Below are 13964 nucleotides of genomic sequence, written 5' to 3'. Positions count from 1 at the left end.
GAGTACGACTATGTATCACCTTCGTGTACCGCAAACAGCAGAAGAGTTAGAGAGCTACTACCAGTTCCGCTGGGAGATGCTGCGTAAGCCGCTGCATCAGCCAAAAGGATCGGAACGCGACGCCTGGGATGCGATGGCGCATCATCAGATGGTGGTGGATGAAGAGGGTAATCTGGTTGCCGTCGGTCGGCTATATATCAATGCGGAAAATGAAGCCTCCATTCGCTTTATGGCCGTTCATCCCTCCGTACAGGATAAAGGGCTGGGGACGCTGATGGCGATGACCCTGGAGTCCGTCGCGCGTCAGGAAGGGGTTAAGCGGGTCACCTGTAGTGCCCGCGAAGATGCGGTGGAGTTTTTCGCCAAGCTGGGCTTTGTGAACCAGGGGGAGATCACTACCCCGACCACCACGCCGATCCGTCATTTTCTGATGATTAAACCGATCGCGTCGCTGGACGATATTTTGCACCGCGGTGACTGGTGCGCGCAGCTCCAGCAGGCGTGGTATCAGCATATCCCGCTGAGTGAAAAAATGGGCGTACGCATTCAGCAGTACACCGGGCAGAAATTTATAACCACCATGCCGGAAGCGGGGAACCAGAATCCGCACCATACGCTGTTTGCCGGTAGCCTGTTTTCGTTAGCGACCCTGACCGGATGGGGACTTATCTGGCTGATGCTGCGCGAGCGGCATCTGGGGGGCACCATCATTTTGGCGGATGCGCATATTCGATACAGTCAGCCCATTAGCGGCCGCCCCAGCGCCATCGCCGACCTGGGATCGCTGAGCGGCGACCTCGACCGCCTGGCGCGTGGGCGTAAAGCCCGCGTGCAAATGCAGGTGGAGCTTTTTGGCGATGATAAACAGGGTGCGGTTTTCGAGGGGATCTACATCGTGCTGCCGGCGAAGCCTTTTGGTTCGTACGAAGAGGGCGGTAACGAGGAAGAGTAAGCGCCCTCTGGCCGTTATCGTCCTGGCGATGCCACACGCCAGGCGATATCCCGCATAGCATCACGCGCGGCGTGGCTGACGCCCCCCAGCTGAAAGAAGCCGTGGATCACCCCCAGATAACGCTGACAGGAACTCTCCACCCCTTGCTCCGTCAGCCTTCGGTACAGCACTTCGCCCTCATCGCGTAAAGGATCGAACTCAGCTGTCAGAATATGCACCGGTGGCAGCCCGTTAAAATCTTCTCGCCAGAGTGGACTGGCATCCGGATGGTTTGCCGGCGTCGAGGCGAGGTACATTTCGTAGCCGCTCAGTAGCGTGTCCCGGGTAATCACATAGTCATCGCCATTGCTGAGGTAGCTCGCCATGCTGGCGGTGGGGTCAAGCATCGGATAAATCAGAATCAGTTGTGCAGGATTCCACGCCGCTTTCGCTTTCAGGCGCAGAGCCGTGACCAGGGCGAGGTGCCCGCCGGCGCTGTCGCCGGCCAGCGTGATACGCGAGGCATCAACGCCAAGCTGCTTTGCGTGCTGGTGAATAATCGTAGCACCTCGTTCTGCATCATCGTGCGCCGCCGGAAAGGTATGCTCCGGCGCCAGGCGGTACTGTACAGCGATCACCCGGCAACCGCTGAACATGGCTAACTGACGGAGTTGGTTATCGTGGGTGGTAAAGCCGCCGCTGACAAAACAGCCGCCGTGGTAGTAGATAAGCGTGGGTAGCAGGCCGTCGGCAGTGGGCGGTGAAACGACGCGGAAGTGCATCCCCTCCAGGGTGATATCCTCCACCCGCACTCGCGTTTCCGTCTCCCCGGCGAGTACCGCACTGGCGATATAGCCGGCCCTCCGATCATCAATATGTTGATCGCGCGATGACGGACGACCTGCCGCAATAAATGCCTCAACCAGCGAAGCAATCCCTTTCTCCAGCGCCATATGTAGTTCCTTGTACTGTTTTAATATCCAGTGTTATAGCCTGGATTATGGCGAAAATACAGGCCTGTTGAGGTCGCCTGTGCATTATGGAAAGCGGCTCGCAAAAAAGCGTTTACCTGGCAAAATCCTTTTTGTTTCCGATTTCAAAAGCTGTAGATTGCTCATAACTTCATCACTGGTGATATACTTGAGGTATATATGAGCATGATGGCTGAAAGGGATATGGGCAGAATTCTTCTCGATTTATCAGACGATGTCATTCAACGTCTCGATGACCTCAAAGTGCAGCGTAACATTCCGCGAGCGGAACTGTTACGTGAAGCGGTTGAACAATATCTGGAGAAACAAGATCGAGCTAAAGATACCATCTCCAGTGCGCTGGGTCTGTGGCAAGACTGCGAAGAAGACGGCATGGAATATCAACGTCAGCTACGCAAGGAGTGGTAATGACCTCCGGATCTGCGCTTTTTGATACCAATATTCTTATTGATTTATTTAGCGGGCGTCGCGAAGCCAAACAGGCGCTGGAGGCCTGGCCACCGCAGAATGCGATCAGTCTGATTACCTGGATGGAGGTGATGGTTGGCGCTAAAAAATATCACCAGGAGCAGCGTACGCGAATGGCGCTAAGCACCTTTAATATCATTAACATCTCACAGGATATTGCAGAGCGAAGCGTTGCGCTGCGGCAGGAGTATAAGCTTAAGCTGCCGGATGCCATCATTCTGGCGACGGCGCAACTCCATCGTCTGGAACTGATTACGCGGAATACGAAGGATTTTGCCGGTATTCCTGGCGTAGTCACGCCGTACGAACTACACCCTGAATAATTCGAGTGGCAGGAGGACGACAAGGGAGCGACAAACTCGTCTGAAACGAGTGTGTCGAGCCAAAGGCTGGTCTCTGATGACAGTCAGTGACGCGGGTGAGTCATTCCTGACTACGCTCGTATCGCAAGAAGGAAAGCGGGCGGCAAGAGCCGCCCGAAATCACACTGCAGAACTTACTCCCCTTCGCCGGGGAACATGAACGGGTTAATTGAGCTCCTGGCGAAGCCTTCCTGTTCCATACGGGCGTCGAGCACCAGGGACGCCAAATCGTCGGCGACGGCTTCGACTTTCGGATCCTTCTCCTGATACATAATCTTCAGGTAGGTTCCGCAGTCGCCACAGCTTTCGGCTTTCACCGCTGCCTGCTCGTTGTCCAGCGACCAGTAGTGCAGGTCGCGGCTCTGTTCACAGTTGCTGCACTTGACGCGCACCACGTGCCACTCGGTTTCGCACAGGTTGCAGTGCAGATAGCGCAGCCCCTGAGTGGTGCCGATCTGCACGATGCTGGAGACCGGCATCGAGCCGCATACCGGGCAGAACTGACGCTGTTCGCCGTATTCGGCGCGCGCTTTCCCCGGGATCAGGCTGGCCATCTGCGCCCAGTAGAGCGACAGCGCGGCCCAGATGAACGGCGCTTTATCACTGCTGACGGAGGCGAAGTCGGAAACAAACAGCGCGCTGGCCATCTGCTCCAGCTCCTGCTCAGAGGCTTTTTCCAGATTCTCAATGACCGCCAGCGCCGGGCCGCTCATTTCCGGCTTCAGCTCGGCAATCAGCGAGTGCAACAGCTTGTGCCAGTGCTTGTCGCGCGGCAGAACGTGGATATCCAGCGGCGGTTTACCCTGTTCGCTGGCCGCTTTAATGCGAGCCGTCAGATCCATCTGCAGCGGATGGTCGTACAGCACCACTTCCTGGGCATGGGCGATCAGCGCGGCAAAGCGCAGGTAATCGCCCAGCGGGTTGTTGGCGGCCAGCTCACGCAGGCGTTCAGCGCGGCGGTTATAAAGATTCTTCAGTCTGGGGAACAGTAGCGGCGGAATTGCTTCCGCCGTGCGTTTCTCGCTCGAACCCAGCTCGTCTTGCGGGATTATGCGAATACTCATTCAGATGACTTTTCCTGTTTCTGGCGGACCTCTCGGTACCAGCGCGGGTGATGTTTCTTCGCCCACGTTTTGGTAACCCAGCCTTCCACCATCGCGGTAATGGTGCCTTTCACCCAGAGGGCGGCGTAGATATGCACCATGATAACCACAATTAACGCCACTGCGGCAAATGAATGCAGCATCAGCGCAAATCGGATCACCGGGATTGAGAAAGCCGGCGCAAAATACGGACGCCAGATGATCACACCGCTCACCAGCAGCAGTACCAGCAAAATAATCGCCGCCCAGAACACGCATTTCTGGCCGAAGTTATAGCGCCCGGTATCGCCCACCTCCTCGTTGACGACGATCTTACGAATATTCTTCGCCCAAAAGATATCATCCCGATTGATTAGGTTGTGGTGCCAGTAACGGAAAAACATGATGATAAACGACGCGAACATCACCACCCCGACGAACGGGTGGAGAATACGCGCCAGCTGCGGCGTACCGAGAATATGCATCAGCCAGTTAAAGGACGGGAAGAAAAAGCCTAACCCGCTCACTGCCGCCAGGACGAAGCAGAAGGCGGTGACCCAGTGGTTGATGCGTTCCGGCGCCGTGTAGCGCACGATGGTGTCACGTCTTTTCATTTGCGCACCTCGTCTTTCTCTTCATGCAGGTTGTCCTCTTCCTCTTCCGCGCGGTTCGGACCGACGCCGACGTAGTGGAAGATACTGGCTGCGAAGGTCGCGGCGAAGCCGACGGCCGCCAGCGGTTTCCAGATGCCTTTCCAGAACTTCACGGTCTGGCTGATCTCCGGGTTTTCCGGCAGGCCATGGTACAGATTCGGCTTGTCGGCATGGTGCAGCACGTACATGACGTGGGTGCCGCCGACGCCGGCCGGATCGTACAGGCCCGCATTGTCATAACCGCGGGTTTTCAGCTCAGCCACGCGTTCACCGGCCAGCGTTTTCATATCCTCTTTGGAGCCAAAGTGGATTGCGCCGGTCGGACAGGTTTTCACGCAGGCAGGCTCCTGGCCGACGGTCACGCGGTCTACGCACAGGGTACATTTGTAGACGCGGTTGTCTTCCGGGTTCAGACGCGGTACATCGAACGGACAGCCGGCGATACAGTAGCCGCAGCCGATACACTGCTCGGACTGGAAGTCGACGATACCGTTGGCGTACTGAATGATCGCGCCTTCTGACGGGCAGGCCTTCAGGCAGCCCGGGTCCGCGCAGTGCATGCAGCCATCCTTGCGAATGAGCCATTCCAGCTTGTCGTTTTGTTCCACTTCCGAGAAGCGCATGACCGTCCATGACTTGGCGGTCAGATCCGCCGGGTTGTCATACACCCCGACGTTGTGACCGACTTCATCACGAATATCGTTCCATTCGGAGCAGGCCACCTGACAGGCTTTGCAGCCGATACAGGTGGTGACGTCGATAAGCTTCGCCACCTCCTGCTGGTGGTCCCGCGCCTGAGGCGCGGGGGTGAAACCGTTAGTCGCGGAACGACGAATAATATCTTGCGATTGATAAGCCATAAGTCGTCTCCGTTACACCTTTTCCACGTTCACGAGGAAAGCTTTGAACTCCGGTGTCTGCGTATTCGCATCACCGACGAACGGCGTCAGCGTATTGGCAATAAAGCCTTTTTTCGCTACGCCCTCATAGCCCCAGTGAATAGGAATGCCGATGGTATCGATATCCTTACCGTCAACTTTCAGCGTGCGAATACGCTTGGTCACCACTGCCTTGGCTTTGATATAGCCGCGGTTAGAGGAAACTTTCACGGTATCGCCGTGGCCGATGCCGAGCTTATTCGCCAGTTTTTCACCGATCTCCACAAACTGCTCCGGCTGCGCGATGGCGTTAAGCAACGCGTGCTTGGTCCAGTAGTGGAAGTGTTCGGTCAGGCGGTAAGTGGTGCCGACGTACGGGAATTTGTCCGCTTTGCCCATCTGCTCGAGATCGCCTTTGAAGACGCGAGCGGCCGGGTTAGAGACCACGTTTGGATGCAGCGGGTTAGTCCCCAGCGGCGTTTCAAACGGTTCGTAGTGTTCCGGGAACGGCCCTTCCGCCATTTTATCAATAGCGAACAGACGGCCCATCCCTTCCGGCTGCATGATAAACGGACCGACGTCGCTGCCAGGGGCGGCGGCGCTGTAGTCCGGAATATCCACGCCGCCCCATTTCGCGCCGTCCCACTTCAGCAACTGACGCTTCGCATCCCACGGTTTACCCTGCGGGTCCGCGGAGGCGCGGTTATACAGGATGCGGCGGTTGAGCGGCCAGGCCCAGGCCCAGCCCAGCGTGTTGCCGAGGCCTGACGGGTCGGCGTTATCGCGGCGCGCCATCTGGTTGCCGTCCGGCGTCCAGCTACCGGCGAAGATCCAGCAGCCGCTGGAGGTGGTGCCATCATCGCGCAGCTGGGCAAAGGAGCTCAACTGCTGCCCTTTCTTAACGATCACCGCGCCGGTCGCCGGGTCGGTGATATCCGCCAGCGCTTTACCGTTGCTTTCCATCGCCACTTCTTCAGATGCCGGCTCGTGCGGAGTGGAGTAGTTCCACGTCATGTTGAGCACCGGCTCCGGAGCTGGTCCGCCCTCTTCGGCATACATCTTACGCAGGCGAGTGAAGATACCGGCGAGGATTTCACCATCGGTGACAGCGATCCCCGGGGCGTCCGCGCCTTTCCAGTGCCACTGCAGCCAGCGGCCGGAGTTGACGATCGACCCGTTCTCTTCAGCGAAACAGGTGGAGGGCAGGCGGAACACTTCGGTCTGGATTTTCGACGGGTCAACATCGTTCGACTCACCGTGGTTTTGCCAGAAGGTGGACGTTTCGGTGTTCAACGGGTCGATGGTCACAAGGAACTTCAGCTTCGACAGAGAAGCCACCACCTTGTTTTTGTTCGGGAACGAGGCGACCGGGTTAAAGCCCTGGCAAATATAGCCATTCACTTTGCCCTGATTCATCATCTCGAAATACTGCAGAACGTCGTAGCTCTTATCCCACTTCGGCAGCCAGTCAAAGCCCCAGCTGTTTTCTGCCGTAGCTTTGTCGCCGAAGAAAGCTTTCATCATGGAGACGAAGAACTTCGGATAGTTGCCCCAGTAGTTGACCTGGTCTTTCAGCAGCGGCTTCGGCGTGTTAGCCGTCAGGTAGGTCTGCAGGTCGGCCTGTTTTTCATTCGGCAGCGACATGTAGCCCGGCAGGCTGGTGGAGAGCAGGCCGAGGTCGGTCAGACCCTGGATATTGGAGTGACCGCGCAGGGCGTTGACACCGCCGCCGGCCATCCCCATGTTGCCGAGCAGCAGCTGGATCATCGCCATGGTGCGGATGTTCTGTGCGCCGATGGAGTGCTGGGTCCAGCCGAGAGCATACAGGAACGACGCGGTCTTATCCGGCGCGCTGGTTTCGGCAATGTATTCGCAAACTTTAAGGAAGTCGGCCTTCGGCGTACCGCAGATGTTTTCGACTACATCCGGGGTATAACGAGAAACGTGCTGCTTCAGCAGGTTCCAGACGCAGCGCGGATGTTGCAGCGTGGTATCGCGTTTGGCGAAGCCGTTCTCATCCAGCTCATAGTTCCAGCTGGTTTTGTCGTACTGGCGTTTTTCTGCGTTATAGCCGCTGAACAGCCCGTCGTCGAAGCTGTAGTCCTCACGCACGATCAGGCTGGCGTTGGTGTAGGCTTCGGTGTATTCGCGGTTGAATTTTTCGTTATTCAGCAGGTACAGGATCACGCCCGACAGGAAGGTTATGTCGGTACCGGAACGAATTGGGGTATAGAAGTCAGCCACCGACGCCGTACGCGTAAAGCGCGGATCGATAACGATGAGCTTGGCGCCATTATGAATTTTGGCTTCCATCGCCCAGCGGAACCCCACCGGATGCGCTTCTGCGGCGTTACCGCCCATCACCACGATCAGGTTGGCGTTCTTAATATCCACCCAGTGGTTGGTCATCGCACCGCGACCAAATGTTGGAGCAAGACTTGCTACCGTTGGTCCGTGTCAGACACGCGCCTGGTTATCCACCGCCAGCATCCCGAGGGCGCGGGTGAATTTTTGCGTTAAATAACCGGTCTCGTTACTGGAGGCGGAGGCGCACAGCATCCCGGTGGTCAACCAGCGGTTGACGGTGGTGCCGGCGTCGTTTTGTGCGATAAAGTTGGCGTCGCGGTCCTCTTTCATCAGCTTCGCGATGCGATCGAACGCTTCGTCCCAGCTGATTTGCTGCCATTTATCGGAGCCTGGCGCGCGATATTCCGGGAATTTCAGGCGGCTTTCAGAATGGATAAAGTCCACCAGACCAGCCCCTTTCGGACAGAGCGCACCACGGTTAACCGGATGATCCGGATCGCCTTCGATATGGAAAATGGATGCTTTGGCGTTTTTTGCGCCGTCGCCGAGGCTATACATCAACAGCCCACAGCCGACAGAACAGTATGTACAGGTGTTACGGGTTTCTCGCGTGCGCAGCAATTTGTACTGCCGTGTCTCCGCGAGCGCAGTTGCCGGGGCAAAGCCCAGCGCTGCTGCCGTGGTTCCCGCCATACCGCCAGCGCAGATCTTAAAGAACTGCCTTCTGCTGACCTGCATGGTTCGCTCCTTGTTTCGACATTGTCACATGTAGTTATTTGCTTTGCGGTGAAGGCCGCAAAGGTTCAGAATTAGGGCTAATTTCCCTCATTCCTGAAGGGATAAAAACAGAATACCACATTGTGTGTATGCCTGTTCCAATACGGTTAAAGCAAAGTGAACAAGAAGCCTCTCGAACAAATCAAAAATGTGACGAATGTCACAGGATATCGCCAGGTCTCCCTCTGGAAACGCGAGGATCTGCAACACCCTCAGCCAGACGAGTTAGCCGAAGAAATTCCCGTCGCGCTGGTCTACAACGGTATCTCCCATGTGGTGATGATGGCCACGCCGAAAGACCTGGAACAATTCGCCGTCGGCTTTTCCTTATCCGAAGGGATTATCGAGCATCGGCGGGAGATTTTCGGCATGGACGTGGTGTCGGTGTGCAATGGCCTTGAGGTACAGATTGAGCTCTCCAGCCGACGTTTTATGGGGCTCAAAGCCCGGCGTCGCGCGCTGGCCGGGCGCACCGGCTGCGGGGTATGCGGCGTCGAGCAGCTCAATGATATTGGTAAGCCAGTTCAGCCGCTACCGTTCACTCAGACGTTCGATCTAGCCAACCTCGACCACGCCCTGGCGCATCTTAACGACTTTCAACCGGTCGGCCGGCTCACCGGCTGTACCCATGCGGCTGCCTGGGTCAGGACGACTGGCGAGCTGGCGGGCGGCTTTGAAGACGTTGGCCGGCATGTCGCCCTGGATAAACTGCTGGGCCAGCGCGCGGAAATTGGCGAGGACTGGCAGCATGGCGCCGCGCTGGTCTCCAGCCGCGCCAGCTATGAAATGGTGCAGAAGGCCGCGATGTGCGGCGTCGAGATCCTGTTCGCAGTCTCGGCGGCCACTACCTTAGCGGTGGAAGTGGCCGAGCGCTGCAATCTGACGCTGGTGGGCTTTTGCAAGCCGGGCAGGGCGACAGTCTACACCCATCCGCAGCGTTTAATTGCGGGTTAAATATCGATCAATAAATTTGAACAATGACAGCAAATCCTTCCGCTTTTTGTTTAGCGATGTGCGGGCTACTATTTAACACATCAAGGCACGGCGCCTTATCTAAACAACTAAATGAAAGGGTTTATATCATGAAAAGCATCAAAACTTTTGTCGCAGTAATCGCACTGGCCGCTTCTTTTGGTTCATTCGCTGCTGAAACCGTGACCGCCACCGCTGCCACGATGGATGGTGCGGAAGCGAAAATCGCTGCTCAGGCGCAGGCTGCTGGCGCTTCGTCTTACAAAATTACCGAAGCCTTTACCGGCAACCGCGTGCATATGACTGCGGAACTGAACAAATAAGCATAAAGTTACTGTCGAAAGAGCGCCTTAGGGCGCTTTTTTTGTTTCGCTTCCCGCATCGGCGAAATTACCCGATATTCCCCTCTGCTACGAAAAAATGTGGCAGTAATCACGTTTCCGCTCTTTTCTTAAATCCCCATATTAACGGCAAAGGAAAGGTCTGCACGCCTGAATATCTCGATATTTTAACGCTATGAAATATAAAGATATTAAAAACAGAAAGCGATGGCGATCACCCTCTTTAAATGAGATGTTTATCACATAAATAAGCATGTCACTGCTACTGTCAACCATTCACTGACGTAATTTAATACGCATTATGTGATCTTTATTGCAAATAGAAGGCTTGTACTCAGGGAAAAATGTTGTCAGGCAAATGAGCGAGGAAGCGTCATGAAAATTGGCATCGTTATTAGCGGCGGGGATGTTTCGGGAATGAATAATTTTATATTCCAGGTAGCCAGGCAGGCTAATGCCGATATCACGCTGTTTAATGGCGGTATTCCAGGGCTACTGGAGAAAAGTCATCAGGATATGGCGTGGCGCGATCTGGTTGATTTCTCCATTACCGCGGTGCCGATCATTACCTCGGGGCGAACCAGTCGCAAACTGCAGCGCAGTGAATATGAAAGCATTGCTAAAAAACTTAAATCTCTGCGTATTGATGTGCTCATTATGGCCGGGGGGGATGGCAGCCTGCAGTTTCTGAATACCCTTAGTGAATTTGAGATTAATTGCTTTGGTGTCGGGATGACTATCGATAATGATGTGTATGGCAGTGATTATACGATTGGTTTTTCCACGGCCTGTGAGCAAATTATTAAAGAAGTCTCCCGTTTAAGAAATACCGGAAGAGCGCTGCCGGGTCGGGTTTTTATGGTTGAGATATTAGGAGGCTATTGTGGAGAACTAACGTTACAGTCCGCCATTAAATGTAATGCTGATATTGCCCTGATCCCGGAGGCACAGATGCCGCTGACCATGCTTGCGGAACGGATTACCCGGAAGCTGAGCATGCAAAATAGCGTCGTGATCCTCTGCTCAGAAGGCTATACCAAAGAGTACTCTCCCGGCTTTCAGGGGGCGATTGATACCATGATTAAACAGCTGGAACCACAAATAGGTGTCCGTATCCGTAAAACGATCGTCGGCTATGGTTTACGCAGCGGTGATCCAACCTGTGAAGAGATTTATCAGGGTACCATTATGGCCAGTGAAGTGGTTCGCTGTATTCAGTCAGGTATGAAAAATAAAGCCATAATAATTAATTCCAGTAACAAACCTATTCCGATTGATCTAGTCAGTATGAAAAAACGTCTGGTCGATACTGAAGGACATCATTATAAACTTGCCAAGCAACTCAATATTATTTGAGGAGACCCTCCATGCTGAAAATTTTATGCGTATGTGGCTGCGGCCTCGGTTCAAGCTTTGCCATTGAAATGACGGCGAAGGCAGTTTTAAAGAAGCTGGAAATTCCCGCTCATATTGAACACACCACCGTTTCCGAAGCTGGGGCCTTTAAATCGGATATGATTCTGACGCAAAAAACCTTTGCCGACATCTTAACCGCCGATGCCAGTGAAGAAGAAATTAAACGTGTCGTGGTATTGAATAAACTTACTGATAAAGAGGAGATTGAAACCAAGATCGTCGCATTCTTAAAAGAACGTCATCTGAAGGTGGCTGATTATGAATAGCTTCGTTGCGTTTATCGTTAAGGATTTACTCGGCCAGGCATCCATCCTTATTGCTTTTATTGCCATGCTTGGCCTGATCCTGCAAAAGAAATCGCCAGGCAAAACCGCGGAAGGGACATTTAAAACGCTGCTCGGTTTCTTAATTATGATGGCCGGGATAAACATCATTGTCGCCACCCTGACCTTCCTGAATGATATCTTCACCCAGGGGTTTGGCATGAAAGGCTATATTACCGATGTGGCCGCCATCGCCGGGTTAGCGAATCGGGAATTAGGTTCGGAAGTGGCGCTGACGCTGCTGGTGATCTTTGCTGTCAACATTATTATCGCCCGTCTGACGCCGCTAAAATATATTTTCCTGACCGGCCAGGCGCTGCTGTGGATGGCGACAATTGGGGCTGTGATTGGCTATAAGTCCGGGCTCACTGGCGTACCGCTGATTTTAACCGGGGGTATCTTCGGCGGTGTGATGGCGGTCTTAATGCCGGCCCTGGCGCAGCCGGTGGTCAGGCGCATTACCGGGTCTGACGATGTGGCCCTGGGGCACTTCTGTACCATCGGCTATCTGGTGCAGGCTGCGGTCGCTAAAGTTGTCGGAAAAGGCTCTCGCTCCACGGAAGATCTCGAACTGCCTGATAACTTTAAGTTTCTGCAGGATACCTATCTGGCCATGGCGGTGGTGATGGTGCCGATGTATCTCATCCCGGCTATTGCGGCGGGGCCGCAGTACATCGCGCAATTCTCCGGCGGCATTAATTACCTGATGTATGCCTTCATGCAGTCCATTCAGTTTGTCGCCGGGGTCTTTGTCCTCTATAGCGGTGTGCGTTTATTACTCAATGAGCTGGTGCCGGCTTTTCGCGGTATCGCGATGCGTATTGTCCCGGATGCAAAGCCTGCTCTCGATTGCCCGGTGCTGTTTCCCTATGCGCCAAATGCGGTGATTGTCGGATTTCTGGCGACGACTGTCGGCTCGATTATCGGCATGCTGGTTTTCCCGATGTTCGGTCTGGCGATGATCCTCCCCGGGCTGTTAACCAACTTTTTCGCCGGCGGTACGGCAGGGGTATTTGGTAATGCGCTGGGCGGACGTCGCGGGGCGATGATCGGCGGGGTTATCCACGGTCTGTTTATCACTTTTCTGCCGGCTATTCTGGTGCCCATGCTGGAGAGCTACGGCTTTACGGGCGTCACCTTCAGCGATTCTGACGTCATCAGCTCCGGTCTGGTATTAGGCCACGCCTTCCAGAATAACTGGCTCTTTGTCGCCTTGTTTATTGTGTTTGTCGCCGCACTGGCATGGTTTGTAAACGGTAAATCCGCTAAGCCGAAAGGGGAAAATGTTCATGAGTCTGTATAATTTTAATGAGATTTTAAACATCGCTCAGGAAAGAAATTTTAAAGCGATTGGCTCGTTTAACTTGCACTGTATTGAGATGTTACCGGCTTTTTTCAAAGCCGCGCAAAACAGCCACAGCCCATTAATGATCCAAATATCAACCGGTACCGCAGAGTATCTGGGGTATCGGTTACTGGTCGATGCCGTGCGTTCATTAGCAGACAGTGAAAATATCCCGACCTGCCTGCACCTCGATCACTGCTCCGATATTAAAGCCATCGAGACGGCAATGAATGCGGGCTTTTCTTCGGTGATGTACGACGGGTCTCACTTAAGCCTCGAGGAAAATATCGGTAACACGCGGATTGTGGTGGAAATGGCCCGGCCGCGGAATATTACGGTAGAAGGTGAGCTGGGGGCGATCGGCGGGTCAGAGGATGGAAAAGCGGTGGCTGCCGAAGATATCTGTTTTACTACCGTCGACGACGCGAAACGTTTTGTGGAGGAGACGCAGGTCGATATGCTGGCCGTCTCGGTGGGCACTGTGCATGGCCTGTACACCGGTAAAGCGCAGATACAGCATGCGCGGCTGAAGGCGATAAGCGAAGCGACTGGCGTGCCGCTGGTGCTGCATGGCGGCACAGGCGTTAGTGACGACGATATGCGGCTGGCCGTCACTGAAGGGATTAATAAAGTGAACGTCGGAACGGAAATGAACGTGCAGTGGGTCGACCGCTGTAAATCAACGTTCGAGAAAGGAAAAGTAAATGACAGCGTACGGAAATTTTTAATTCCCGCCAACCAGGCAGTGACTGCCGTATTAATGGAAAAAATGGCGCTATTTAAATAGCGTTTTTACCGACACATATCTTTTGTTGCCCTGTCTTCCGCCAGGGAGGGAGCTTGCTATGTTTGAATCATTGAAAACGCTGTGGAAAAAAGAGCAAAACCCGCTGCAGGATTATGATCAACAGTCCCGTCAGCTGGCGGAAGAGATCGCCAGACTGGAAGGCGAATTACAGCGCCAGCCCGATAATAGCGACGTGCAAAAAACATTGATGTTGACTTACAACCGGGCATTATCGGTATATGCCAAGAGTAAGAGCCACCGGCAGGATATCGATGCGCTGTTTCTGCAGATTGATAATTTACGCAATATTATTCGTCGCAATATCTAGGA

General features: G+C 54.3%; 15 protein-coding genes. 10 read left to right on the top strand and 5 right to left on the bottom strand.

What is annotated here, in order from left to right; all coding sequences use genetic code 11:
* Positions 1-10 precede the first annotated feature (10 nt).
* The gene (fabY, locus tag R0140_RS26695) at positions 11-952 is read left to right on the top strand and encodes a fatty acid biosynthesis protein FabY (protein WP_012543287.1); all 942 of its coding nucleotides are present in this window, start codon (positions 11-13) and stop codon (positions 950-952) included.
* Positions 953-966: 14 nt separating this feature from the next.
* Here the strand turns inward: fabY and R0140_RS26690 are convergent, their stop codons facing one another.
* Positions 967-1884, bottom strand: coding sequence for an alpha/beta hydrolase (locus R0140_RS26690; RefSeq protein ID WP_032741512.1), 918 nt, complete (start codon positions 1882-1884; stop codon positions 967-969).
* Between the two features lie 204 nt (positions 1885-2088).
* On the opposite strand from R0140_RS26690, the gene R0140_RS26685 reads away from it, so the two are divergent.
* Positions 2089-2331 carry a ribbon-helix-helix domain-containing protein gene (locus R0140_RS26685; RefSeq protein WP_004150355.1) on the top strand — a complete coding sequence of 81 codons (243 nt, stop codon included), beginning with the start codon at positions 2089-2091 and terminating at the stop codon, positions 2329-2331.
* The gene (locus R0140_RS26680) at positions 2331-2714 is read left to right on the top strand and encodes a type II toxin-antitoxin system VapC family toxin (RefSeq protein ID WP_008807903.1); all 384 of its coding nucleotides are present in this window, start codon (positions 2331-2333) and stop codon (positions 2712-2714) included. Before R0140_RS26685 ends, R0140_RS26680 begins: the two co-directional genes overlap by 1 nt.
* Positions 2715-2887: 173 nt before the next feature.
* Here R0140_RS26680 and fdhE read toward each other — a convergent pair whose 3' ends face one another.
* Genes fdhE through fdnG form a run of 4 tightly spaced genes read right to left on the bottom strand, consistent with a single transcriptional unit; the run spans position 2888 to position 8411 of the window.
* The gene (fdhE, locus tag R0140_RS26675; protein WP_004150358.1) at positions 2888-3817 is read right to left on the bottom strand and encodes a formate dehydrogenase accessory protein FdhE; all 930 of its coding nucleotides are present in this window, start codon (positions 3815-3817) and stop codon (positions 2888-2890) included.
* The gene (gene fdoI / locus R0140_RS26670; RefSeq protein WP_008807902.1) at positions 3814-4449 is read right to left on the bottom strand and encodes a formate dehydrogenase cytochrome b556 subunit; all 636 of its coding nucleotides are present in this window, start codon (positions 4447-4449) and stop codon (positions 3814-3816) included. The genes fdhE and fdoI overlap by 4 nt, the downstream gene beginning before the upstream one ends.
* A complete protein-coding gene (gene fdxH / locus R0140_RS26665) occupies positions 4446-5348 on the bottom strand; it encodes a formate dehydrogenase subunit beta (protein ID WP_002882822.1) in 903 nt (300 codons plus the stop codon). Before fdxH ends, fdoI begins: the two co-directional genes overlap by 4 nt.
* Before the next feature lie 12 nt (positions 5349-5360).
* Complete coding sequence (fdnG, locus tag R0140_RS26660; RefSeq protein ID WP_094030659.1) at positions 5361-8411, bottom strand: formate dehydrogenase-N subunit alpha; 3051 nt, start codon at positions 8409-8411, stop codon at positions 5361-5363.
* Between the two features lie 156 nt (positions 8412-8567).
* Here fdnG and fdhD point away from each other — a divergent pair, with 156 nt between their 5' ends.
* From fdhD to R0140_RS26625, 7 genes are all read left to right on the top strand, one after another.
* Entirely contained in the window at positions 8568-9404 is an 837-nt protein-coding gene (gene fdhD / locus R0140_RS26655; protein WP_012969233.1) for a formate dehydrogenase accessory sulfurtransferase FdhD, read from the top strand.
* Positions 9405-9532: 128 nt separating this feature from the next.
* Positions 9533-9745: a YdgH/BhsA/McbA-like domain containing protein gene (locus tag R0140_RS26650; RefSeq protein WP_004127125.1), complete on the top strand. Its 213-nt coding sequence runs from the start codon at positions 9533-9535 to the stop codon at positions 9743-9745.
* A 393-nt stretch (positions 9746-10138) separates the two neighbouring features.
* A complete protein-coding gene (locus tag R0140_RS26645; protein WP_008807898.1) occupies positions 10139-11119 on the top strand; it encodes a 6-phosphofructokinase in 981 nt (326 codons plus the stop codon).
* Between the two features lie 11 nt (positions 11120-11130).
* A complete protein-coding gene (locus R0140_RS26640) occupies positions 11131-11445 on the top strand; it encodes a PTS sugar transporter subunit IIB (RefSeq protein WP_004151864.1) in 315 nt (104 codons plus the stop codon).
* Entirely contained in the window at positions 11438-12805 is a 1368-nt protein-coding gene (locus tag R0140_RS26635; RefSeq protein ID WP_004203642.1) for a PTS sugar transporter subunit IIC, read from the top strand. The genes R0140_RS26640 and R0140_RS26635 overlap by 8 nt, the downstream gene beginning before the upstream one ends.
* Complete coding sequence (locus R0140_RS26630) at positions 12792-13634, top strand: class II fructose-bisphosphate aldolase (protein ID WP_008807896.1); 843 nt, start codon at positions 12792-12794, stop codon at positions 13632-13634. Before R0140_RS26635 ends, R0140_RS26630 begins: the two co-directional genes overlap by 14 nt.
* A 58-nt stretch (positions 13635-13692) precedes the next feature.
* On the top strand, positions 13693-13962 hold the full coding sequence (locus R0140_RS26625; protein WP_002882858.1) for a hypothetical protein: 270 nt from the start codon (positions 13693-13695) through the stop codon (positions 13960-13962).
* The last annotated feature ends 2 nt before the right edge of the window (positions 13963-13964 follow it).

The sequence above is a fragment of the Klebsiella sp. w6 genome (assembly GCF_033100215.1).
Taxonomy (GTDB): Bacteria; Pseudomonadota; Gammaproteobacteria; order Enterobacterales; family Enterobacteriaceae; genus Klebsiella; species Klebsiella variicola.
This window is presented reverse-complemented; position numbering and strand designations above follow the sequence as displayed.